Annotated in this window: 26 protein-coding genes; 10 read left to right on the forward strand and 16 right to left on the reverse strand. The window is 69.0% G+C overall.

Annotated features, from left to right (window positions below; genetic code table 11):
* A complete protein-coding gene (locus KA217_05090; protein ID MBP7711825.1) occupies positions 1-1671 on the reverse strand; it encodes a HAMP domain-containing histidine kinase in 1671 nt (556 codons plus the stop codon).
* A gap of 112 nt (positions 1672-1783) precedes the next feature.
* Here KA217_05090 and KA217_05095 point away from each other — a divergent pair, with 112 nt between their 5' ends.
* A complete protein-coding gene (locus KA217_05095) occupies positions 1784-2560 on the forward strand; it encodes an ABC transporter permease (protein ID MBP7711826.1) in 777 nt (258 codons plus the stop codon).
* Between the two features lie 2 nt (positions 2561-2562).
* Entirely contained in the window at positions 2563-3297 is a 735-nt protein-coding gene (locus KA217_05100) for a hypothetical protein (GenBank protein ID MBP7711827.1), read from the forward strand.
* A gap of 55 nt (positions 3298-3352) precedes the next feature.
* Here KA217_05100 and KA217_05105 read toward each other — a convergent pair whose 3' ends face one another.
* On the reverse strand, positions 3353-4639 hold the full coding sequence (locus KA217_05105) for an adenylate/guanylate cyclase domain-containing protein (GenBank protein ID MBP7711828.1): 1287 nt from the start codon (positions 4637-4639) through the stop codon (positions 3353-3355).
* A 199-nt stretch (positions 4640-4838) separates the two neighbouring features.
* Here KA217_05105 and KA217_05110 point away from each other — a divergent pair, with 199 nt between their 5' ends.
* Entirely contained in the window at positions 4839-5579 is a 741-nt protein-coding gene (locus KA217_05110) for a prepilin-type N-terminal cleavage/methylation domain-containing protein (protein ID MBP7711829.1), read from the forward strand.
* A gap of 447 nt (positions 5580-6026) precedes the next feature.
* Here KA217_05110 and KA217_05115 read toward each other — a convergent pair whose 3' ends face one another.
* The 5 genes from KA217_05115 to KA217_05135 all read right to left on the reverse strand — a co-directional run bounded on the left by KA217_05115 (position 6027) and on the right by KA217_05135 (position 8234).
* Complete coding sequence (locus tag KA217_05115; GenBank protein MBP7711830.1) at positions 6027-6254, reverse strand: DUF433 domain-containing protein; 228 nt, start codon at positions 6252-6254, stop codon at positions 6027-6029.
* 201 nt (positions 6255-6455) lie between these two features.
* Positions 6456-6893, reverse strand: a complete 438-nt coding sequence (locus KA217_05120; GenBank protein ID MBP7711831.1) for a type II toxin-antitoxin system VapC family toxin — start codon at positions 6891-6893, stop codon at positions 6456-6458.
* Positions 6894-7315: 422 nt separating this feature from the next.
* Positions 7316-7528, reverse strand: a complete 213-nt coding sequence (locus KA217_05125) for a HigA family addiction module antidote protein (GenBank protein MBP7711832.1) — start codon at positions 7526-7528, stop codon at positions 7316-7318.
* A 42-nt stretch (positions 7529-7570) separates the two neighbouring features.
* Entirely contained in the window at positions 7571-8002 is a 432-nt protein-coding gene (locus tag KA217_05130) for a putative toxin-antitoxin system toxin component, PIN family (GenBank protein MBP7711833.1), read from the reverse strand.
* On the reverse strand, positions 7986-8234 hold the full coding sequence (locus KA217_05135; protein MBP7711834.1) for a hypothetical protein: 249 nt from the start codon (positions 8232-8234) through the stop codon (positions 7986-7988). The genes KA217_05130 and KA217_05135 overlap by 17 nt, the downstream gene beginning before the upstream one ends.
* A gap of 297 nt (positions 8235-8531) precedes the next feature.
* Here KA217_05135 and KA217_05140 point away from each other — a divergent pair, with 297 nt between their 5' ends.
* Together KA217_05140 and KA217_05145 are read left to right on the forward strand one after the other, a co-directional pair.
* Complete coding sequence (locus KA217_05140; protein MBP7711835.1) at positions 8532-9359, forward strand: ATP-binding cassette domain-containing protein; 828 nt, start codon at positions 8532-8534, stop codon at positions 9357-9359.
* A 105-nt stretch (positions 9360-9464) separates the two neighbouring features.
* Positions 9465-10382: a sensor domain-containing diguanylate cyclase gene (locus tag KA217_05145; protein MBP7711836.1), complete on the forward strand. Its 918-nt coding sequence runs from the start codon at positions 9465-9467 to the stop codon at positions 10380-10382.
* Here KA217_05145 and KA217_05150 read toward each other — a convergent pair.
* Positions 10361-10777, reverse strand: a complete 417-nt coding sequence (locus KA217_05150) for an OsmC family protein (protein MBP7711837.1) — start codon at positions 10775-10777, stop codon at positions 10361-10363. The two genes, KA217_05145 and KA217_05150, sit on opposite strands and share 22 nt — an antisense overlap.
* Before the next feature lie 144 nt (positions 10778-10921).
* Here KA217_05150 and crp point away from each other — a divergent pair, with 144 nt between their 5' ends.
* Positions 10922-11539, forward strand: coding sequence for a cAMP-activated global transcriptional regulator CRP (crp, locus tag KA217_05155; GenBank protein ID MBP7711838.1), 618 nt, complete (start codon positions 10922-10924; stop codon positions 11537-11539).
* Here crp and trpC read toward each other — a convergent pair.
* The 8 genes from trpC to KA217_05195 all read right to left on the reverse strand — a co-directional run bounded on the left by trpC (position 11524) and on the right by KA217_05195 (position 17963).
* Positions 11524-12339 (reverse strand): indole-3-glycerol phosphate synthase TrpC, encoded by an 816-nt coding sequence (gene trpC, locus KA217_05160; GenBank protein ID MBP7711839.1) that lies wholly within the window; start codon positions 12337-12339, stop codon positions 11524-11526. The genes crp and trpC overlap by 16 nt on opposite strands.
* A 31-nt stretch (positions 12340-12370) precedes the next feature.
* Entirely contained in the window at positions 12371-13417 is a 1047-nt protein-coding gene (gene trpD / locus KA217_05165; protein ID MBP7711840.1) for an anthranilate phosphoribosyltransferase, read from the reverse strand.
* Between the two features lie 12 nt (positions 13418-13429).
* The gene (locus KA217_05170; protein ID MBP7711841.1) at positions 13430-14014 is read right to left on the reverse strand and encodes an aminodeoxychorismate/anthranilate synthase component II; all 585 of its coding nucleotides are present in this window, start codon (positions 14012-14014) and stop codon (positions 13430-13432) included.
* A 9-nt stretch (positions 14015-14023) separates the two neighbouring features.
* Positions 14024-15499 carry an anthranilate synthase component I gene (locus KA217_05175; GenBank protein MBP7711842.1) on the reverse strand — a complete coding sequence of 492 codons (1476 nt, stop codon included), beginning with the start codon at positions 15497-15499 and terminating at the stop codon, positions 14024-14026.
* 18 nt (positions 15500-15517) lie between these two features.
* Positions 15518-16186: a phosphoglycolate phosphatase gene (locus KA217_05180; protein MBP7711843.1), complete on the reverse strand. Its 669-nt coding sequence runs from the start codon at positions 16184-16186 to the stop codon at positions 15518-15520.
* 84 nt (positions 16187-16270) lie between these two features.
* Positions 16271-16945 carry a ribulose-phosphate 3-epimerase gene (gene rpe, locus KA217_05185; GenBank protein ID MBP7711844.1) on the reverse strand — a complete coding sequence of 225 codons (675 nt, stop codon included), beginning with the start codon at positions 16943-16945 and terminating at the stop codon, positions 16271-16273.
* Positions 16946-17098: 153 nt separating this feature from the next.
* Positions 17099-17683, reverse strand: coding sequence for a transglycosylase SLT domain-containing protein (locus KA217_05190; GenBank protein MBP7711845.1), 585 nt, complete (start codon positions 17681-17683; stop codon positions 17099-17101).
* Between the two features lie 49 nt (positions 17684-17732).
* The gene (locus tag KA217_05195; GenBank protein ID MBP7711846.1) at positions 17733-17963 is read right to left on the reverse strand and encodes a DUF350 domain-containing protein; all 231 of its coding nucleotides are present in this window, start codon (positions 17961-17963) and stop codon (positions 17733-17735) included.
* Between the two features lie 250 nt (positions 17964-18213).
* Here KA217_05195 and KA217_05200 point away from each other — a divergent pair, with 250 nt between their 5' ends.
* From KA217_05200 to KA217_05215, 4 genes are all read left to right on the forward strand, one after another.
* Complete coding sequence (locus KA217_05200) at positions 18214-19122, forward strand: LysR family transcriptional regulator (protein MBP7711847.1); 909 nt, start codon at positions 18214-18216, stop codon at positions 19120-19122.
* Between the two features lie 112 nt (positions 19123-19234).
* Entirely contained in the window at positions 19235-19543 is a 309-nt protein-coding gene (locus tag KA217_05205) for a hypothetical protein (protein MBP7711848.1), read from the forward strand.
* 23 nt (positions 19544-19566) lie between these two features.
* On the forward strand, positions 19567-20163 hold the full coding sequence (locus tag KA217_05210) for a cytochrome c (GenBank protein MBP7711849.1): 597 nt from the start codon (positions 19567-19569) through the stop codon (positions 20161-20163).
* A 2-nt stretch (positions 20164-20165) separates the two neighbouring features.
* A complete protein-coding gene (locus KA217_05215) occupies positions 20166-21632 on the forward strand; it encodes a cbb3-type cytochrome c oxidase subunit I (GenBank protein MBP7711850.1) in 1467 nt (488 codons plus the stop codon).
* Positions 21633-21646: the final 14 nt, after the last annotated feature.

Genomic DNA, 21646 nt, shown 5'->3' on the forward strand with positions numbered 1-21646 from the left:
TCACCCCCCGCTCAGCTCGAAACACACCGCGCCCGGCTCGTTGCGGCTGAGCGTGAGGCGATAGCCGAGGCCCTCGGCCTGGCGGGCGGCCTGGAAGAGGCCGATGCCGAGGCCGGTCTTCGAGTCGACCGGCTCCCGGAAGAGCGAAGCGGCGATGGCCGGGGGCACGGGCGTGCCGGTGTCGCACACGGTGAGGCGCAGCTTCTCGCCGTCGTCCACGAGTGTCACCTGCACCCCGATGCGGGGCTGGGCCTGGCGCTTGACCCGGGCGTTCTCGATCAGGTTCTCGGTGACGCTGTCGAGGAAGTCGACCGACAGGTCCCGGTCGACCGCGACGTTCCCCGTGAAGCCAATACCGTCGGCGGCGTGCCGGTCGGCCAGCTCGCGCCACCAGGCCCGCAGGCTGCCGAGCTCGACCCCGCTCGAGGTGTCCCCCGGGGACTTGAGCTTGTCGAGGGCCAGCTGCAGGCGATGGGTCAGGTGCGGCAACTGCCGGCGCACCAGGGCGTGCGCCTCCTCGGCGCGCCGCGGGTCGGTCTCCTGGAGCACCGTGCCCATCGTGTAGAGCGACTGCAGGAGGTTCTTGATGTCGTGGGTGACGCGGGCGCCGGTCTCGTGGATCGCCTGCAGGTGGGCCTGGCGGGCGAGCGTGCGCTGGGCGCGCTTGGCGGCGTAGAAGAAACCGATGACCTGGCTGAGGAGCTTCGCGTGCAGGAGGAGTGCGGTGCCCGGGGAGCGCCGGGTGTAGAGCGTCACGCTCAGCTCCTCGCCCGGGATGGGGTTGGCGTAGCGCGTCTCGCGCCCCGCACGGCCCTCCCCGGCCGGGCTCGTCCACGCGCAGCCCTCGACCCAGGGGAGGTTCGCGAGCTGGCTCATCGCCGCCTCGAGGAAGGGCTCGGGCTCCGTGTGCTGGCGGGCGGCGCGCGCGAGGCCGGCGAGCCACTGCTCGAAGGGCGACCCCACGTTCAGCAGGTAGCGGGTCCAGAGCTGCCCGAGGCCGCTGAACCCCGGACCCGGGGTCAAAAGCCAGCTCATGGCGAAGAGGAAGGCAGCGATGCCGACGAGGGTCTGCAGCACCGCGACGGGGTACGACTCGCCCGTCCGGTACATGACCAGGAGCGCGCCGAGGGCGAGCACCGCGGTCAACGTGGCGGCGGTCAGGGCGTGGAAGAGGTCGACCGGCTGCTCGGCGGGGCGCTTCGGGACCGGGATCATCAGGAGCAGCACGGGCGTGAGCAGGAGCCCCACGTAGAACAGGCGCTCCACGTCCCCGGGCAGGGGCACCGAGAAGGCCTGGCTCGTCGTGCCGATGACGAGCTCGCCCACCAGCACGAAGAGCGTCACGCCGTAGGCGAGCCGCTCGCGCCGGTCGACGAAGACCCGCCCGCCGATGAGCCCGATCAGCACCAGGAGCCACAGGAAGACGAGCCAGCCGCTCATCCAGGCGACGAACGCGAAGGCGAAGACGATGAAGGCTGCCGCGGTCTTCGGGTCGAGCCGCTCGTCGCTCCTCCAGATCGGCTGCCAGAGCAGGAACAGCCCCAGGTGCGCCAGCATCAGGGAGCGAGAGACCGCGCTGCCGAAGCCGCCCCAGATGGCCCCGTGCAGCGGCGGCAGCATGGCGGCGAGGAGCCAGTGCTCGTCGAGCCGTGCGAGTCGTACGAAGGTCATTTCGATCAATGGCCTCGGGACAGTGACACCAGAAGTCAGCGACTTCGGGGGGCGGTGCTATAGTAGCCCGAGCACCACCAGAAGCGCCCCTCGCACGCGAGGCAAGCCCCCCGTGACCGCCGCCCGACAGGTCCGCGCCATCGCCGGCCTGACCCTCCTGGAAGCCCTGCGCGGCCGCCTGCTCTGGCTCGTGGTCCTGATCCTGCTGGCCGGCCTCGGGCTGGCCGAGCTCCTCGGCTCCCTCGCCATCACCGAGACGCGCCAGACCCAGGCCGCGCTCCTGGGGGCGGTGCTGCGACTTGCGGCGGTGCTGGTGACGAGCCTCTTCGTCATCACGAGCGTGGTGCGCGAGCAGAACGACAAGGTGCTCGAGCTCTACCTCTCGCTGCCCCTCCCGCGGGCGGCGTACCACCTCGGCAAGCTCGCGGGCTTCGCCGCCTGCGCGGGGGTGGCGGCGGCGCTCCTCGGCGCGCTGCTCCTGCTCTACGCCCCCCCGCAGCAGGTGCTGCTGTGGACCCTCTCGCTCTTCGCCGAGCTGCTCGTCGTGGTCGCGGCGAGCCTGCTCGCGTTGTACACGTTCAGCCAGGTGACGGTGGCGCTCTCGGTGGTGCTCGCCTTCTATTTCCTCGCGCGCGGCATCGGCGCGATCCAGCTGATGAGCCAGGGGCCGCTGGTGGACCCGGGGGCGCTCTCGAGCCGCGTCATCGGCGGGCTGGTGGACGGCATCGCCTTCCTGCTGCCGGACCTCTACCGGTTCACGCCGAGCGAGTGGCTCGCCTACGGCACGGGAAGCGTGGAGGCCCTGGTCCCCGTGCTGGCCCAGACCGCGGTCTACGTGACGCTCCTCACGGGGGCGGCGCTCTTCGATCTCTACCGGAAGAATTTCTGACCTTGGCGGCCGAACGCCCCCTGCGCGACGTGCCGCTCCTGGCGCTCCTCCTGCTCCTCGCGGGTCTCGCGGCGCAGGTGGCCTGGCACGCCGGGCGCCCCGGCCCGACGGCGCGGGCGGAGGCCCTCCCGGATCCGCCCGCCGGGGCGGTGCTGCGGGTCGCGAGCCTCGGCGAGCCGGTGGCGCTCGCCCGCGCCCTGATGCTCTGGCTGCAGGCCTTCGACAACCAGCCGGGGCTCAGCATCCCCTTCCGCGAGCTGGACTACGGGCGCGTGCGCGCCTGGCTCGGCCGGGTCCTGGACCTCGACCCTCGCGGCCAGTACCCGCTGCTCGCGGCGAGCCGGCTCTACGGCGAGGTGCCGGTGCCCGAGAAGCAGCGGCTGATGCTCGACTTCGTCCACGAGCAGTTTCTCGCCGACCCCGACCGGCGCTGGCCCTGGCTCGCGCACGCGGCCATCGTCGCGCGGCACCGGATGCAGGACCTGCCGCTCGCCCTGAAGTACGCCCGCGCCATCACCGAGCGGGCGACCGGCCCCTCGGTACCCCCCTGGGCGCGGGACATGACGGTGCTGGTGCTGGAGGAGATGGGAGAGCTCGAGGCGGCGCGGGTCCTGGTCGGCGGGCTCCTCGAGTCCGGCCGCCTGCAGGACCCCCACGAGGCCCGCTTCCTCGACGGAAAGCTGAGGGAGCTCGAGGCGAAGAGTGTCGAGAAATCGTCAGATCCGACGAGGAAGTGACAACCCCGTCACGGTTTTTTCATGGGCCGACGCGACCGGCTCCGCCCGCCCCGCCTCACACCGCCGGTCGCGTCGGGACCGAGGCGAACCCGTCCGGGGCGTCCGGGTCGAGCTCCCCTGACCACCCGGTCGGCCGCGGGCCCTGGGTGAAGACCCGCAGGTTGTTCAGGTACAGCCCGTAGAGCCGGTCCTCGGGGTGCTCGGCCCAGAGCCGCCCGAACCGCGTCACCGCCTCGTCCCAGCGCCGCGCGTAGAAGCTCGCGAGCGCCCGCTCGTGGTCGGCGAGCCAGCGGGTGACCTCGGGGGTCAGGGATTCCTGCTCCCCGACCGGCTGGTACAGGCGAAAGCCGTCCGTTTTGCCGCGCACCCGCAGGGTCCCCACCTCGCGATAGACGAGGTCGGGCGCACCGGCGCGGGTCGACTCGGTCACCAGGACGTCGGCGTGCGTCTCCCGGGTCAGGGCCTGCACCCGGGCGGCGACGTTCACCGGGTCGCCGACCACGGTGTAGGCGACGCGGTAGCGCGAGCCCATGTTGCCGACGCTCATGGTGCCGGAGTTGATCCCGATCCCCATCTCCACCGCGGGCGCGCCGCGGCGCGTGAGGTCCGCCCGCAGGCAGGCGAGCGCCTGCTGCATCTCCACCGCCGCCAGCACGGCGTGCTGCGCGTGGCTCGGGTCGCGCAGGGGCGCGCCCCAGAAGGCCATCAGCGCGTCGCCGATGTACTTGTCGATGGTCCCGCCGTGGCGGTGCACGACCTCGGTGAGCGGCGTGAAGACGTCGTTCAGGAGCTGGACCAGCTGGCGCGGCTCGAGCCGCTCGGCGATGGCGGTGAAGTCGCGGATGTCCGCGAAGAGCACCGTCATCTCCCGGGCCTCGCCGTCCATGGAGAAGCCCTCCGGGTCTTCGGCCAGGGCCTGCGCCACCTGGGCCGGCACGTACTGGCCGAAGCGGGCGGCGAGCTGCCGGCGGTCGCGGGTCTCGAAGACGTAGCTCGCCAGCACCGTCAGGGCGAAGATCACCAGGGCCGCGAGCAGCGCGTGCTCCATGGGCACCAGGGCCCCGGACTGGGGGCGCGTGAAGCCGAGGTACACGGCCGGTGCCACGGCGGCGAGGGTGAGGAGGGAGGCCTGCAGGGGCCGGAGTGCGGGCAGGCCCAGGGCGAGGATGAGCCCGCTGACCGCGAGGCTCACGAGCTCCGGGCTCCCGAGCGCCTCGGCGAGGGGGACCTGGTAGGCTGCGCGGGCGAGGAAGAGCGTGAGCGCCAGCAGCCCTGCGACCGCCTGCAGGGCGTAGCGGGTGCCGTCGATCTTGCGGCCGGTGCTGCGGCGCTGGCTGGCCATGGGGTCAGTTCACAGGGCTCTGCCCGGGGAGTCTAGCAGCAAGACCCGGGCCCGCCCCTTTCCACGACCCACGAACTACGACCCAGAACCCACGATCCAGAACCCACGGCGCGTGATGGCACGGATATCGCATCTTGAATCGCCACCGATTCACCGAAAACCGGTCGGTACGGACAACAACCCGGCGGGAGGAAACGCCATGACGCGCAGACAGCACGGCTTCACCCTGGTCGAGATCGCCATCGTCCTGGTGATCATCGGCCTGCTCCTCGGCGGCATCCTGAAGGGCCAGGAGCTCATCAACTCCGCCCGCGTGCGGAACATCGCCGACACCAACTCGGGGATCCAGGCGGCCTACTTCGGGTTCATCGACCGGTATCGGGCGGTGCCGGGGGATATGACTCAAGCTGCGGCTGAAGCGGCGATCGGACAGGATATGAACTCGGGGGGTAACAACAACGGCCGTTTAGACGCGGTGGGCGGAAGTGACTTGGTCGAGGCCGCTGCGCTCTGGGAGCACCTGTGGAAGGCTGGCTTCATTCAGGGCAGCTACGATGGTACGGCGACCGCCCTTACGGACTATCCGGGGGTGGCACCGAAGAATCCGTTCAACGGATCTATTATTTTGTACCGGACGTCAGATTATCGAGACAACAAGCCCGCCACGCCATCCGTTCGGTTGAACTTGATGTTGGGCCAGAACATCCCTGCGAGCATCGCGCGCGAGCTCGATGTGAAGGTCGACGACGCACGGCCGCTGACCGGGGTCCTGAGGCTCGCCCCAAAGACTGCTGCGACTTTCACGACTCTCGCTTCGGCTGACGACGACTGCATCGATTTCACGGCAGGTGCAAACCCAGGTGATCCGCCAAGTGCTTACGGGAATGAGTACGATATCAAGAAGGACCATCAGGACTGCCCAGTGGTGTTCTTGTACTAGCGTGGGAACAAACGCAAAAAAGGGGTCGAACTGAATATTCGACCCCTTCTCCTCCCGGTAATCCGGACAAGTAGCGCCGGACGCTCGCCCCGATTTCGCCCATGGCAGTCGGTCCATGACCGACGAGGTCCAAGACCTCATCCTCGAACCGCTCCGCGCTCTTCAAAACCGGGTCGGAAGCCTGCGGCATCGCGATGCGCAGCGAGCTCAGCGACGTCAGGAATCGGATCGGACGTCTCGAGTCAGCCATGATCGAAGTCCGACGCGACGAGGCCGGAACGGCGGAGATCGATCCTCCCCCGCATCCGTCAACCCCGAACCGACATCTCCCTACGGGAGGATGAGAAGGCTCGCCTCTTCGTCAGTGTCGAATGCCAGCAGATGCGCTCGATGCCGGAGTAGCATCGATAGGATCAGCGTCAGTTCCGGCATTTCCCACATGCAGCTTCACGCTACCGAAGAGGCCGCCAGCCGTCGCTCACGAGCGGCCGCGAAGGCCAGGGCAGCACGAATGTGCTCGGGGCGGAGGTCGGGGAAGTCTGCGAGGATCTCTGCCTCGGACATGCCACCCGCCAGGTATTCGAGGATGTCGTAGACGGTGATTCGCGTGCCACGAATGCACGGCTTACCCGAGCGAACCCCCGGCGAGATGGAAATGTAATCTTCCCAGACCACGCTCATACCCTAGTCGCGGTGCCGTCACGATGCAGGGCGGCCAATCTTCCCCCTGTCGGCCGCTTGCTGGCCCTGGAAACAGGTCTGATGGTAGACGCTGTCGTCGCTGTCGTTGCGGGGGAAGGCGAGGTCGCTCTCCGCCTGCTCGAGCCAGCGCGCCGCTGCAGCCTTCGGGTCGCGAAGTCTGTTGATGTCCCGCTTTCAGGCACCGCCCGGAAACGGCACGCTCATGCCCAAGACCCGCGCGGCCTTGTTGAGCCGGATGTCGAAAGACAGGAAGGCGACCGGCATCTGCGCGATCCGCATGGTTTCGTGGGCAGCGGCCAACTGCACGCTGTCGTAGGCGCGCAGCGCAAACGCGTCGGCGTATTCGCCGGCTTGCTCCACCACCGCTTGGGTGACCTCCAGAACCAGGAAGCTCGGCCAGTCCCGGGCCAGCGCCTGTTTCGCCATCTCGATGGCGGGGCGGTCGACTGGAGTCTCGCGGGCCCGGCGCGAGAACGCGGCGTGGGCCTCGGCCCACGCAAAGCGGCAGACGGCGACCGCCTCAGCGCCTGCCGCCAGCTCTGCCACGGCGTCGCTGTCCGGCTCGACGACGTAGAGCTTGACCAGGGCCGAGGTGTCGCAGTACCCGATCACCCCCGGTCCTCGATCACGATGGTGGAAACCGCGGGGCCGCTCGCTGCAAGCTCGATCCGGGCGCCGGCCGGTTTGCCGCCGCCCCACACGGCTGCCCCGGCCGCGACCAAGCTCGGGATCCCCCTCTCCGCCGCCGCTTGTACCCCGCTAACGCGCGCGACCACCTTGCGGTAGGCCGTGACCTCAATGACCTGCCCCGCGCGAGCCTGGGCGAGGTACCGCTACAAATGAGCTTTGAACTCGCGAATTGGAACGTGCATTGGTGACCCATACTGCGCTCGTGACCGCCATATTGTAGTCTCAAACGGCGGCTGACGGAGAAAAGGGGTCGAAAACCGCATCCTCGAACCGCTCGGCGCTCTCCAAACCCAGGTCGCAAGCCTGCGGCATCGCGATGCGCAGCGAGCTCAGCGACGTGTCGCCTACCTGGCGTCTCGGGGCAGGACGTCGCGGGTGATCCGATCCCCGGCGGCGAGCTCCGCGGTCCGAAGGTCGTACGCAGCCTGCAGATTGAGCCAGGACTGGGCGTCGGTGCCGAAGTGGCGTGCAAGCCGCAGGGCGGTGTCGCCGGTGATGCCGCGGCGCCCCCGCACGCTGTCGTTGACCCTCACATGATCAATGGGGCCAGAGATCATTGATCCGACTTCGCGGGCCCCATGCACGGCGGAGCCCCTCGGTCAGCCATGTCGCGTCCCGCTATCGACAAGCCGCAAGGCTTCCGCTGGCGGCACGATCGGAATCTCCCGGTATCGGTGCAGAGAGAGCAAGTCCTCATCTCCGGAAACGATCATGTCACTCTGGCCGAACACAGCCAGGGCGAGCACCGCATCGTCATCGGGGTCGCGCGACACTGGCCCCGGAAGGGGAGGCGTGTCGATTATCTCGGCCAGTTCTTGAAGGCTGGTCAGTACCTGCTGCGGGGAGATCCCCGATCGCGAGAGGATGAGGTCAAACTTCGGTCGCTGAAGTACATCAATGAGCTCGGTCAAGAGCGCCGAGCTGCACAAAAGAGTCAGCTGTCCATCGCGCACGCGCTCCAGAATCGTGTGGGGTGGCCCGCGCCATAACAAACCGGACAGCAAGACATTGGTGTCAAGGACGATCCGCACGGCGATCACGCTCCCGGCGCGACGCCTTGACCTCGGCGTTGATCTCCCCGATGGACATCGGTGCGATCCCCGCTGCCGCCACCCGCTCTGCTATCAATAGCAAGGAGTCCGCTGCCCGCCTGCCGCGGATCGCCTCATTGAGTAGCCGCTCGAGCGCTTCGGGTGTGAGCAGCCCAGCCTTGCGCGCAGCGTCTACGACCGCGTCGGGTAACTCCATCTGGATCTTCGTCACAACGGTGTCTCCGGTAAGGTAACGCGGTGAATCGGCCATGTATCGATGGTGTCCGATCTCATCGAGTAACCCCCCATGGTGACGACAATGTCATCTCCTTAACCTGCGGTCATACCCTAGTCGGAGCGCCGGCTCGGCGCAAGAACGGCGTGCCCTTGACGCGGCGGTGAGCCGGTGGCTCAGTCTCGCTCCGGTGGCCGCCGGGGGCTGAGCGAACCCCCGTTCTCCAGGGCGCGCGCGTGTGCCTTCCGCGCGGACGGGTGAACCGGTCTCTCGCTCGGTATAGGATTTGCCCTCATGGCCACTCCTACCTCTACCTCTACCCCCACGGCCACGGCAAGCCGCACCCCCGTCCGGGCTTCCGCGCCCGTTCCCGCCCCTGCCCCCGTTCCTGCCCTCGCCATCGAGTCGGTGGCCAAGTCCTTCGGACGGCAGCCGGTGCTGGAGCGCGTGACGCTCACGGTGAGCGCGGGGGAGTTCGTGGGGCTCGTGGGCCTGAACGGGGCGGGCAAGACGACCCTCATCAAGGGGCTCCTCGACTTCGCGGCGCTGGACGCGGGGACCATCTCGATCTTCGGCGTCGACCACCGGCGCACGCGGGCCCGCGAGCGCCTCGCGTTCCTGCCCGAGCGCTTCAACCCCCCCTACTTCCTCACCGGTCGGGACTTCCTCGCCCACATGGCGAAGCTCCACGGGCGGGGCCACGAGGAGGAAGAGGTGCTCGAGACCGTCGAGGGGCTCGACCTCGACCCCGCCGCGCTTGCGAGGCCGGTGCGCTCCTACTCCAAGGGCATGGCCCAGAAGCTCGGTCTCGCGGCGACGCTGCTGAGCGGGCGTGACCTCTACGTGCTGGACGAGCCCATGAGCGGTCTCGACCCGCGGGCCCGGGCGCTCTTCAAGCGCCGGCTGCTCGGCCTGCGCGAGCAGGGGCGGACCGTCTTCTTCAGCACCCATCTGCTCACCGACGTGGACGACCTCTGCGACCGCCTCGCGGTGCTGCACGAGGGCCGCGTGCGGTTCCTCGGCACGCCCCAGGAGTGCTGCCGGCGCTACGAGGCCTTTTCCCTGGAGCAGGCCTTCCTGCAGTGCATCGAAAAGGGGTCCATCGAAAAGGGGTCGAACTGAATGTTCAGGGCGAAAATTCAGTTCGACCCCTTTTCCCGCCCCTTTTCCCGCCCCGGATATTCAGTTCGACCCCTTTTCTAAAGTTTGCCCCCCCGGGCCCGCTAGATGAGCAACATCTGGAGGGCTTGGGCGATGCGGGTTGCGACGGGGCTGGGGGCAGAGAGCGAGCCGGCGGCAGAGGGTGGCGGGGTGCCGGGTCTCGGCTCCGACGCGCTCGCGCGGCTGCTCGAGGCGCTTCCCATCGGCGTGGGGCTACAGGACCCGGAGGGGCGCTTCTTCTGGGTCAACCCGGTCCTCGTGCGCCAGCTCGGCATGCCGGCCGAGCAGATCCTCGGGCACACCCTGGACACGCTGCCGCTCGAGCGCCTGATGCGCGACGACGGCCTGCACCTGTACCACGTCCCGCGGGTCGTGCAGGGGCGGTCCGAATGGCTGGTGGTGACGGGAGTCTGGCTGCCGGAGAACGGCAGCGGCGGGCTGCGCGTCTCGCTCTTCGAGGACGTCACCCAGACCGAGCGTTTCCGGCGCCAGGTGGACCGCCTGCAGCAGGCGCTGCACGGGCAGGTCTCCACCGACGAGCTGACCGGGCTCCTGAACCGGCGAGGCCTGATGAGCCAGCTCGAGGCCCAGGTCTCCCGCAGCCGGCGCTACCACAACGTGCTGTCGGTGCTCGTGATGCGCCTGCACTGCCTCGACGGCCGCGCAGAGGCCCCGAGCGAAGAGACGGTGACCACGGTGGCGCGCCTGCTGCGCGACCAGACCCGCTGGCCGGACATCATCGGCCGGTGGGACGAGCGGGACTTCGTGCTGGTGTTGCCGGAGACCTCAGCGGAGTCCGCGCAGCGGCTCACCGACAAGCTCCGCCACCACATCGCCGAGCTGCCCCCGGTGGACGGGGCCGAGGACAGGACCTGGGCCGTGGACTTCGGGATCTCCGAGTGGGAGAAGGGCGACAGCGCCCAGACCCTGGTGGACAAGGCGGCCGCTACGGCGGCTGGGCGTCAGTCTTCCAGGATCTCGTAGTCGTGAGACATCTCCGCGGTCTTCCCCAGCATCATCGAGGCCGAGCAGTACTTGTGCGCGGAGAGATCGACCGCGCGCTTGACGTGGGCCTCCGCGAGCCCCTTGCCGCGGATGCGGTAGTGGACGCGGATGCGGGTGAAGACTTTCGGGTGATCCGTGGCGCGCTCGGCGTCGACGAGGACCTCGCAGTCGGTTACCGGCTGGCGGGCCTTCTTTAGGATGAGGAGGACGTCGAACGCCGTGCAGCCGCCCATCCCCACCAGCAGCATCTCCATCGGGCGCATGCCGCGGTTGTTGCCGCCGTTGTCCACCGCGGCGTCCATCACTACGGCGTGGCCGCTGTCGGCCTCGCCCACGAAGGTGATGTCCTCGACCCACTTCACCCGCGCCTTCATCGGAAGCCTCCCATGAGCACTCCTGAATCCAGGTTACCACGGTTCGACAAGGGGACGCGCTTTGCCTATCCTTCGGGAGCGAGACCGTTACAGCGAGGCTTGCCCCCGGTGAGCTCCAAGCTCAATCTCCCGGCGTCGTTGCGGATGCGGCTGACGCCGGAATTCGAGAAATTCCTGGATCAGAGTCATCGCCGCATCTACCCGCCGAAGAGCGTCATCATCAACGCCGGTGACGTCTCGAACGACCTTTTCTATATCGTCCGCGGGTCGGTGAGCGTCCTCATCGAGGACGACAATGGCCGCGAGATGGTGCTCGCCTATCTGAACGAGGGCGATTTCTTCGGCGAGATCGGGCTCTTCGACGAGGAGCGCCGCAGGAGTGCGTGGGTGCGGGCGCGCACCCGCTGCGAGGTCGCGCAGATCAGCTACGAGAAGCTGCAGGAGCTCTTCAAGGGCTCCTGCGAGGTGCTCTTCCGGATCGCCTCGCAGCTCGCGCTGCGCCTGCGCAACACGAGCCGCAAGGTGGGCGACCTGGCCTTCCTCGACGTGTCGGGGCGCGTGGCCCGCGTGCTGCTCGAACTGTGCAAGCAGCCCGACGCCATGACCCACCCGGACGGCATGCAGATCCGCGTCACCCGCCAGGAGCTCGGCCGGATCGCCGGCTGCTCGCGGGAGATGGTCGGCCGCGTCCTGAAGGACCTCGAGGAGCGCAACCTCATCTGGGCCAAGGGCAAGACGCTCGTGGTCTACGGCACCCGGTAGGGCGAGCCGAAAAGCTTCTGGAGCTTCTCGCCGGGCTCCGGGGCGCGCATGAAGGCCTCGCCCACGAGGAAGGCGTGCACGCCGCCGACGCGCAGGTGGGCGACGTCCTCGCGGGTGTGCACACCGCTCTCCGTCACCAGCAGCCGGTCGGCCGGGACGAGCGCCCTCAGGCGCAGCGTCGTCTCGAGGTCCGTGCGGAAGGTGCGCAGGTCCCGGTTGTTGACGCCGATGAGGGGGGCGTCGACGGCGAGCGCCCGGTCCAGCTCCTCCTCGTCGTGCACCTCCACCAGCACGTCCATGTCCAGGTGCGCGGCGAGCCCGGCGAGCTCGCGCAGCTGCGCGTCGCCGAGCGCCGCGACGATGAGGAGCACGCAGTCGGCCCCGATGGCGCGGGCCTCGTACACCTGGTATTCGTCGACGACGAAGTCCTTGCGCAGGACCGGGAGGCCGCAGGCGGCCCGGGCCGCGACGAGGTGTTCGTCGGCGCCCTGGAAGAACTCGCGGTCGGTCAGCACCGAGAGGCACGCGGCGCCGCCCGCCTCGTAGCTGCGGGCGATCGCGGCCGGGTCGAAGTGCGCCCGGATCACGCCCGCGCTCGGCGAGGCCTTCTTGACCTCGGCGATGACGCCCGCGCGTCCGGCGCCGATGGCCTCGCGCAGCGCATGGGCGAAGGGGCGGACCGGCGCAGCCTGCTCGACGCGCCGGCCGAGCTCGCGCAGGGGGACCCGCTCGGCCCGCTCGGCGACCTCGCCGGCCTTGTGGGCGAGGATGCGGCGCAGGACGTCGGTGTGCTCAGCCACGGGTCTCAGCCAAGGGTGTCTGCCTCGGGCTTCAGCCGCGGGCCGCGGCCGGCTGCCACCGGCGCGTGAACGCGGCGAGCTCGTCGACCTTCGCGCGGGCGGCGCCGCTCGCGATGGTGGCGCGGGCGAGCTCGATGCCCTCCGCGATGGAGGCGGCGCGATTGGCCGTGTAGAGCGCGGTGCCGGCGTTGAGGACCACGATCTCGCGCGCCGGGCCTTCGCGGTTCTCGAGCGCATCCAGCACCATGGCGCGGGACTCCGCGGGGCTCGCGACCTTGAGCTGGCGGTTCGAGACCATGCGCAGCCCGAAGTCCTCGGGGTGGATCTCGTACTCGCGGATCTCTCCGTCCTTCAGCTCGCCGACCATCGTCGCGGCGCCGAGCGAGACCTCGTCCATCCCGTCCCGCCCCCACACCACCAGCACGTGATCGGCGCCGAGGCGCTGCATCACGCGCACCTGGATCCCGACCAGGTCCGGGTGGAACACGCCCATCAGGGTGTTCGGGGCCCCGGCGGGGTTGGTGAGGGGGCCGAGGATGTTGAAGATGGTGCGCACGCCCATCTCCCGGCGCACCGCGGCCACGTTCTTCATCGCGCTGTGGTGCAGCGGCGCGAACATGAAGCCGATGCCGAGCTCCTCGATGCAGGTGGCCACCTGCTCGGGGGTCAGCTGGATGTTGACGCCGAGGGCCTCGAGGGCGTCGGCGCTGCCGGAGGTGGAGGAGACGCTGCGGTTGCCGTGCTTGGCGACGCGGGCCCCGGCCGCGGCGACGACGAACATCGAGGCGGTGGAGATGTTGAACGTGTGCGAGCTGTCGCCGCCGGTGCCGACGATGTCCACGAGGTCGGAGTGCGGCGGTACCGGGACCCGCGTCACCAGGTCGCGCATCACCCGCGCGGCGGCGCTGATCTCGTCGATGGTCTCCTTCTTGACCCGCAGGCCGGTCAGGATGGCCGCGGTCATGACCGGCGAGAGCTCGCCGTTCATGATCTGGCGCATCAGCGAGAGCATCTCGTCATAGAAGATCTCGCGGTGGTCGATGGTGCGCTGCAGTGCCTCCTGGGGGGTGATCGCCATCGGGGCCTCCTCTCAGCGATGCGGCTCGAGAAAATTGCGCAGGATGTCGTGGCCGTGCTCGGTCAGGATCGATTCGGGGTGGAACTGCACGCCCTCGATCGGGAGCTCGCGGTGGCGCACGCCCATGATCTCGTCCACCGCGCCGGCGGTCTTCTCGGTCCAGGCGGTCACCTCGAGCACGGCGGGCGCGCTCGACTTCTGGATCACGAGGGAGTGGTAGCGCGTGGCGCGGAACGGGCTCTCGATGCCGCGAAAGACGCCGGCGCCGGTGTGGTGGATGGGCGAGGTCTTGCCGTGCATCAGCTCGCCGGCGTGCACGATGCGCCCGCCGAACACCTGCCCGATGCACTGGTGCCCGAGGCAGACTCCGAGCAGCGGCACGTGCGGGCCGAAGCGGCGGATCACGTCCATGGACACGCCGGCCTCGTTCGGGGTCGCGGGGCCGGGTGAGATCACGATGTGGTGCGGCGCCATCGCCTCGATCTCGGCGAGGGTCACCTCGTCGTTGCGCCGGACCACGACCTCCGCGCCGAGCTCACCCAGGTACTGGACCAGGTTGTAGGTGAAGGAGTCGTAGTTGTCGATCATCAGGAGCATGGGGTTCCCTCACTCCAGGCCGGCCTCCGCGGTGGCGACGGCGCGGAAGATCGCGCGGCCCTTGTTCAGGGTCTCTTCCCACTCCTGGGCGGGGACGGAGTCCGCGACGACGCCGGCACCCACCTGGATGTGCAACTGGCGGTTCTGGATGACGGCGGTGCGGATCGCGATGGCGGTGTCCATGTCGCCGCGCCAGCTCACGTAGCCGACCGCGCCCGCGTACACCCCGCGCTTGACGGGCTCCAGCTCGTCGATGATCTCCATGGACCGCACCTTGGGGGCGCCGCTCACCGTCCCGGCGGGGAAGGTGGCGCGCAGCACGTCGAGCGCGGTGAGCCCGGGCCTGAGGCGTCCCACCACGTTGGAGACGATGTGCATCACGTGGGAGTAGCGCTCGATGACCATGCGGTCGGTCACCTGGACGCTGCCCACGCGGGCGACGCGGCCCACGTCGTTGCGCCCGAGGTCGATCAGCATCAGGTGCTCGGCGAGCTCCTTGGGATCGGCGAGGAGCTCGCGCTCGAGCCGCCGGTCCTCTTCGTCCGTCGCCCCGCGCGGGCGGGTCCCCGCGATGGGCCGCACGGTGACGGTGTCGCCCTCGAGGCGCACCAGGATCTCGGGCGAGGACCCGACGATGTGGAACTCGCCCAGGTTGAGGAAGAACATGTAGGGCGAGGGGTTCAGCGAGCGCAGCGCCCGGTAGAGGTCGAGCGGGTCGGCCCGGTAGGGCACCGACAGGCGCTGGGAGAGCACTACCTGCATGCAGTCGCCGTCGACGATGTAGCGCTCGATGCGCTCCACCGCCGCCTCGAAGCCCGCGCGGGTGAAGCCGGAGACGAAGTCCGTCTCGGCGACCCGGCCGCTCGGGGCCGCGGGGGCGTAGGGGGTGGTGCGGGTGCGCAGCCCGTCCACCAGCTCGTCGAGGCGCCCCTGGGCCCGCTCCCAGGCGTCCGGGCGGGTCGCGTCGGCGTGCACGACCAGGAAGAGCTTGCCCTTCAGGTTGTCGAAGACCAGGACCTTCTCGGACTCCATGAGCAGGATGTCCGGCAGGCCGAGGGGGTCGGGACGGGTGCTCTCACCGAGGCGTGGCTCGATGTAGCGCACCGTGTCGTAGCCGAAGTAGCCCACCAGCCCACCGGTGAAGCGGGGCAGCTCCGGGAGGTCCGGGGCGCGGTAGCGGTTGCGGTAGGCGGCGATCCACGCGAGCGGGTCGGGGGTCTCGACCGACTCCAGCACCTGCCGGTCGCGCTCGAGCCGGACGTGGTGGCCGTGGACCCGGATCCGGGTGCGGCTCGGCAGCCCGATGATCGAGTAGCGGCCCCACTTCTCGCCGCCCTGCACCGACTCGAGCAGGTAGGAGTAGGGGGCTCCGGCGAGCTTCAGGTAGGTGCTGAGGGGGGTGTCGAGGTCGGCCAGCACCTCGCGGTACACCGGGACCCGGTTGTAGCCCTCGCGGCCAAGGGCGGCGAAGCGTTCGGGGGTCATCATGCCGCCGGCGCCTCGTCAGTCCAGCAGGTCGCGAAGCTCGTACAGGGAATCGATCACCGCGTCGGGCTCGGAGTCCCGGATGTCGAGCCCGTGGTTGTACCCGTAGCTGACGCACACGACGGCGAAGCCGGCCGCGCGCGCGGCCTTCACGTCGACCGAGGAGTCCCCGACCATGAGCGAGGCCTGCGGCGCGACGGCGAAGTACTGGGCGACGTAGAGCAGCGGCATCGGGTCGGGCTTCTGCTCGGGCAGCGTGTCGCCGCTCACCACGAGCGCGAAGTACGGGGCGATGCCGAGCTTCTCCAGCAGGGGCTCGGTGAACTGGGCCGGCTTGTTGGTGACGCAGCCGAGCTTGTAGCCCCGCTCCCGGAGCAGGTCCAGGGTCTCGCGCACACTCGGGTACAGCTGGCTGCGCTGGGTGGTGTTCTCCAGGTAGGCGGCGAGAAAGAGCGGCATGGCCCGCTCGAAGAGCTCCACCTCCGGCTCGCCCTCGAGGCTCCCGGTGAGGGCGCGCTTGACCAGGCGCTCCACGCCATTGCCCACCCAGGCGCGCACGCGGCTCTCGCCGCACGGGGGCAGACCGAGCTGCTCCATCATGCGGTCCACGGAGAACGCCAGGTCGGGAACGCTGTCGACCAGGGTGCCGTCGACGTCGATCAGCACCATGGCGGGGCGCCGGGGGATCCCGCGCAGGGCGGGTGCCGCGGTCGCGGAAGGGGCGACGGGGCCGTCTTCGCTCATGGGGTTCTCGCTGCTCCTCGTGGGGGCTCAGGTCCGGGCGCGGGCGAGCTCCGCCCGCATGGCCCCGACCGTGGCCCGGTAGTCCGGTGTGCCGAAGATGGCCGAGCCCGCGACGAAGGTGTCCGCGCCCGCCTCGGCGATCCGGCGGATGTTGTCGACCTTCACCCCGCCGTCGACCTCGAGGCGGATGGCGCGCCCGCTCTGCTCGATCATCCTGCGGGCCTCGCCGAGCTTCGCGAGCGTGGAATCGATGAACTTCTGGCCGCCGAAGCCGGGGTTCACGGACATCAGGAGGATCATGTCCACCTTGTCCATCACGTACTTCAGGTGATCCAGCGGGGTCGCGGGGTTGAAGACCAGCCCCGACTTGCAGCCCGACTCCCGCACCAGGGCGAGGGAGCGGTCGATGTGCTCGGTCGCCTCCGGGTGGAAGGTGATGTAGGTCGCGCCGGCCGCAGCGAAGTCCGGGATGATGCGGTCGACCGGCTTCACCATCAGGTGCACGTCGATGGGGGCGCTGACCCCGTGCTTGCGCAGGGCCGCGCACACGAGCGGCCCGATGGTCAGGTTCGGCACGTAGTGGTTGTCCATCACGTCGAAGTGGACGACGTCGGCACCCGCCGCCAGCACGCGGTCCACTTCCTCCCCGAGCCTCGCGAAGTCCGCCGACAGGATGGAAGGCGCGATCCAGAAGTCCGTCATGCTCACCGTCCCCTGCAGGCAGGAATCGGCCCGTTCACGCACGCCGAAGGCTCAAGGGTACCGGAACGGGTGGGCTTTTTCAGCCCCGCGGGGCGGGGGGCTCGCGCGGTGGGGGCTGGCGCGGCGGTGGCGTGGCCCGCGGGGCGACGCGCGTCAGCCGGGCGGGCTCTCCACCGGGATCGCGTGCTCGGACGGCTTGCCCACGTCGGCGCCCATCAGTTGGTGGATCTTGCGCACGTAGTGCCGGGTGATGCGCGGGGCGTACTTCTCGACCCCGACCCAGCGGCTCACGTCGCGGCCCGCGCTCTTCGCCTTGTCGTAGACCTGCCGGATGCGCCCCGGGCCGGCGTTGTAGCTCGCGAAGGTGAAGCGCAGCGCCTCCCCGTGGCCCACGCGGCCGTCCCAGTAGTCGTAGTTCTCGCGGTTGTAGGAGATGCCCGCGGCGATGTTCCAGCGGGCGTCGTGGATCGCGCCGAAGGAGGGGTTCTCGCGCTTGATCGAGGCGTACGTCCGCGGCAGGAGCTGCATGATCCCCGAGCCGCTCTTGCTGACCGCGTTCGGCTTCAGGCCCGACTCGACGACCCCCTGGGCCTTGAACCAGCGCCAGTCGAAGCCCGGCCCGAAGTAGCGCTTCGTCCACTTGCGGAACTCATCGTCGTAGCGGTCGGTCCACTCGTCCACGCGTGTCTGCGGCTCTAACGCGGACGCCGCCAGCACCAGCGCCGGTATCACCACCAGCGCGAGTGCCCATGGCACCCGCCGCAGCCACGGTCGCACCGTCCAGGCCTCAGTTCAGGCCCATGCCGATGACGAGCCCGAGGCCCGTCCCGATGCCGATCATTACCCCCATGAGCCAGAGGCCCACTGCCTGGTTGCCCTTGGCGAGCTCGTCTCCGATGTCGAAGGTCACGAGGTGATTGAAGATCTTACATCCGAGCCACATGAAGAACAGGGTCAGCAGCCCCCCCATCAGGGCATAGAGGAAATTCAGGAAGATGGGGTCGATCGTCGTGCTCATGTCGGTGCGGGTCCCGGGGAGAGTTAGCCCAGTTAAGGTTAGGTGTTCGCGGGGCTCAGCTCAAGGCGCCAGCGCGCCGATTGCCGACGGCTGCCAGATTTCCCGCAACATCCATCCGTTGCGGTGGGCGCGTCGCGCGGGTGGCGCAGGCCGGGCCGGGCCCGCGCGTTGGCGCCGGGGGCCGTTTGACCCATAATTCCGTTTATCGGAACGGGGCTCCGACTTATCGCCCCGCGAGCGGCGGTGTGGCATGGGCGACCGCAGACTTCAGGTGTTCCACACGGTGGCGCGGCTCCTCAGCTTCACCAAGGCGGCCGAGGCCCTGCACATGACCCAGCCTGCCGTGACCTTCCAGGTCCGGCAGCTCGAGGGGCATTTCGACACCCGCCTGTTCGACCGCACCCACAACCGCATCGGCCTGACCGAGGCGGGGCGGCGGGTGTACGAGTACGCGGAACGGATCTCCCGCCTCTACGAGGAGATGGACGGGGCGGTGCGGGAGCTCACCGGTGACGCTGGCGGGACCCTTCTCATCGGCGCGAGCAACACCATCGCCGAATACATGCTCCCGGCCCTGCTGGGCGACTTCAAGGCAAGCCACCCCGAGGTGGGCATCCGGCTCCGGGTCTCGAACACCGAGGCGGTGGTCGCGATGGTCGAGGGCAACGAGGTCGACCTCGGCGTCGTGGAGGCCCCGGTCCCGAACCGCGGCCTCGTGGTGGAGCTCTGCCGCGTCGACGAGCTGGTCGCGGTGACCGCGCCCGGGCACCCCCTCGCCGGCAAGGAGCGGGTCGCGGTGGCCGAGCTGCTGGAATACCCCTACATCGCCCGGGAGGAGGGCTCGGGCACGCGCGAGGTGGTGCAGGAGTACCTCGAGGCCGCGGGGGTGGCGTCCAGCGGGGTCGACACGGTCATGGAGCTCGGGAGCCCCGAGGCCGTGAAAGGCGCCGTGGAGGCGGGGATGGGGGTCGCGGTCCTCTCGCGCACGACCATCCAGAAGGAGCTGCGCCTGGGGACGCTGGTAGCCATCCCCCTTGACCCGCCGCTCGAGCGGCCGTTCTCGTTCGTGCACCAGAAGCAGAAGTTCCGCCTCCGGGCGATGGTGGAGCTGCTCAATTTCGCCAGCGCCTACTGCAGCACGCACCAGCGGGCGGGCTGAGGCCGGCGGGCCGGCCTGCCTCCGCTTGACCTTTATCAAGGCTGGCCCCGCGCGGGGGTGACTAGAGTCGCGTGCCGAAGCCGCCCCCCGGGCGCAGACCCCCAGGACACGCATGATCGTCGAGCCGGTCGAGGTGCAGGACTTCCTGCTCGCGGTGATTGCGGGCGCCCTCATCGTGCTGGCGGGCGCGGTCTACGCGCTTGTCTTCGCCATCTCGCGGATCCAGGGCCGCCCGGGCCTGATGCCGTTCGCCTACGCCGCCTACGCGACGCTCGTGGTGGCGGTGGTGTTCCTCGCGCGGGCAGCGCACTTCAGCGGGTTCTGGACGTTCATCGCCGTGCTGATGGTGGTGGGGTATCTGCTGGCTCCGCACGGGGTCTGGCGGCTGTGCGTGGGCACGCACCCCGAGGAAGTTCCCTGAGCGAAACAGGAGGAGGGCTACGTATGGCGGCAGCACCCTGGTGGGCGAGCGAAAACGCCTGGAAGAAGATCGCGATCTGGGTGACGGGGCTGAGCCTCGTCGTCCTGATCTTCCTCACCTTCGACTCGATGCAGCAGATCGCGGCCGGCGGCAAGAGAGTGCCCGGCTATGACGTCATCAACCAGCGCATCGATTACCGCTTCGACGACGTGCGCAAGTACCAGGTGCCGGTCATCGGCGCGCAGGCCCCGCTCTTCGGCAAGAAGGTCTCGGCCGAGGAGGCCGAGGCGCTGGTGACCCACGGCAAGAAGACGTTCCAGGGCCGCAATTGCATCAACTGCCACACGATCCTCGGCAACGGCGCCTACTACGCGCCCGACCTGACCAAGGCGTGGCTCGACCCGGCCTGGGGCGTCGAGGCGGCGCGCGAGTCGTTGATGATCGAGTTCCTGAAGAACCCGGACCAGAACGCCCGCACCTTCGGCACCGGCCGCAAGATGGCCCACCTGAAGGTGACCGACGAGGAGGCGAAGGCGCTCGTGGCGTACCTGAAATGGGTCTCGTCCATCGACACCAACGGCTTCCCGTACAACTTCAAGACGATCCAGCAGGGGGGTTGAACATGGCCGCGGCAGCAATCGGCGTGCTCGACACGAGCAGTCTGAACGGCGGGCAGAAGCTCGCCGTGAAGTACTACATGGTCGCCATCGTGCTGTTCGTGGCGCAGGTACTGTTCGGCATCCTGGCCGGACTCCAGTTCCTGTACCCGGACTTCCTCTATGGCGTGCTCGACTTCAACGTCAACCGCATGGTCCACATCAACGCGATGGTGGTGTGGATGCTGATGGGCTTCATCGGGTCGGTGTACTGGCTGCTCGAGGACGAGACGGGCAGCCCCGTGGTGGGCCTGAAGATCGGGGAGATCATCTTCTACGTGCTGACCGGGGCGGTCGCCGTCGTCGTGCTGGTGTACCTGTTCGTGCAGATTGGCCCCGGCAACGACATGACCCGCTGGTTCATCAACGAGGGCCGCGAGTACATCGAGGCCCCGCGCTGGGCCGACATCGGCATCGTCGTCGCGGTGCTCACGTTCTTCTTCAACGTGGTCGCCACGGTGATGAAGGGGCGTGCGACGGGCATCACCGGCGTGCTGATCGCGGACCTGCTGGCGTTGTTCGGCCTGTACCTCGCGGGCATGTTCTACACCACCAACGTGTCGATCGATCAGTACTGGTGGTGGTGGGTGATTCACCTCTGGGTGGAGGCCACCTGGGAGGTGCTGGTCGGCGTGATCATGGCCTGGGCGCTGATGACGGTGCTCGGCACGCGCCGCGTGGTGGTGCAGACCTGGCTCTACATCGAGGTCGCCCTGATGTTCGGCTCGGGGATCCTCGGGCTCGGGCACCACTACTTCTGGATCGGGACACCCGACTACTGGTTCTGGATCGGCGGCTTCTTCTCCGCGCTCGAGCCGATCCCCCTGGTGGCGATGGTGGTGCACGCGGTGTACGACTCCGGTGCGCACAAGATGCGCAACTCCAACCACCCGACGCTGGCGTGGGTCATCGCCCACGCCTTCGGCAACTTCTTCGGCGCCGGGGTCTGGGGCTTCATGCACACGCTGCCCCAGGTCAACCTCTACACCCACGGCACCCAGTGGACGACCTCCCACGGGCACCTGGCCTTCTTCGGCGCCTACGCCACCATCAACATCGCGATGTTCTACGTGGCGGCCCAGAAGCTGCGGGGCAACGTCTGGATGGGGGCGGGCATCGCGGGGGCCTGGCGCTGGAAGTGGGCGCTCTTCCTGCTGAATGCCGGCATGCTCACGATGACGGTGGCGTTGCTTGCCTCCGGTTACGAGCAGTCGTTCATCGAGCGCGCGATCGAGGGCGCGACCTGGTCGGGCTACTTCGCTGGCCAGTCCCACCCGTGGTTCGTGCAAGGCATGCAGTGGCGCATGTGGGGTGGCTGGGTGATGCTGCTCGGCCTCGCGCTGCTGCTCTGGGACCTCTTCACCATCGGTGCCGGCGAGAAGCGCAAGGCGTACTCGCCGAGCGAGGACGAGGCCGCGAGGACCGTGGCCTGACCCGAGACGGCCGG

The sequence above is a fragment of the Gammaproteobacteria bacterium genome (assembly GCA_017999615.1).
In the GTDB taxonomy this organism is placed as follows: Bacteria; Pseudomonadota; Gammaproteobacteria; order JAABTG01; family JAABTG01; genus JAGNLM01.

Coding starts and splice junctions, on each gene's coding strand:
- KA217_05090 (MBP7711825.1), bottom strand. CDS start 1,671: ATGACCTTCGTACGACTCGCACGGCTCGACGAGCACTGGCTCCTCGCC.
- KA217_05105 (MBP7711828.1), bottom strand. CDS start 4,639: ATGGCCAGCCAGCGCCGCAGCACCGGCCGCAAGATCGACGGCACCCGC.
- KA217_05110 (MBP7711829.1), top strand. CDS start 4,839: ATGACGCGCAGACAGCACGGCTTCACCCTGGTCGAGATCGCCATCGTC.
- KA217_05125 (MBP7711832.1), bottom strand. CDS start 7,528: ATGATCTCTGGCCCCATTGATCATGTGAGGGTCAACGACAGCGTGCGG.
- KA217_05140 (MBP7711835.1), top strand. CDS start 8,532: ATGGCCACTCCTACCTCTACCTCTACCCCCACGGCCACGGCAAGCCGC.
- KA217_05145 (MBP7711836.1), top strand. CDS start 9,465: ATGAGCAACATCTGGAGGGCTTGGGCGATGCGGGTTGCGACGGGGCTG.
- KA217_05150 (MBP7711837.1), bottom strand. CDS start 10,777: ATGAAGGCGCGGGTGAAGTGGGTCGAGGACATCACCTTCGTGGGCGAG.
- crp (MBP7711838.1), top strand. CDS start 10,922: ATGCGGCTGACGCCGGAATTCGAGAAATTCCTGGATCAGAGTCATCGC.
- trpD (MBP7711840.1), bottom strand. CDS start 13,417: ATGGCGATCACCCCCCAGGAGGCACTGCAGCGCACCATCGACCACCGC.
- KA217_05170 (MBP7711841.1), bottom strand. CDS start 14,014: ATGCTCCTGATGATCGACAACTACGACTCCTTCACCTACAACCTGGTC.
- KA217_05175 (MBP7711842.1), bottom strand. CDS start 15,499: ATGACCCCCGAACGCTTCGCCGCCCTTGGCCGCGAGGGCTACAACCGG.
- rpe (MBP7711844.1), bottom strand. CDS start 16,945: ATGACGGACTTCTGGATCGCGCCTTCCATCCTGTCGGCGGACTTCGCG.
- KA217_05195 (MBP7711846.1), bottom strand. CDS start 17,963: ATGAGCACGACGATCGACCCCATCTTCCTGAATTTCCTCTATGCCCTG.
- KA217_05200 (MBP7711847.1), top strand. CDS start 18,214: ATGGGCGACCGCAGACTTCAGGTGTTCCACACGGTGGCGCGGCTCCTC.
- KA217_05205 (MBP7711848.1), top strand. CDS start 19,235: ATGATCGTCGAGCCGGTCGAGGTGCAGGACTTCCTGCTCGCGGTGATT.
- KA217_05210 (MBP7711849.1), top strand. CDS start 19,567: ATGGCGGCAGCACCCTGGTGGGCGAGCGAAAACGCCTGGAAGAAGATC.
- KA217_05215 (MBP7711850.1), top strand. CDS start 20,166: ATGGCCGCGGCAGCAATCGGCGTGCTCGACACGAGCAGTCTGAACGGC.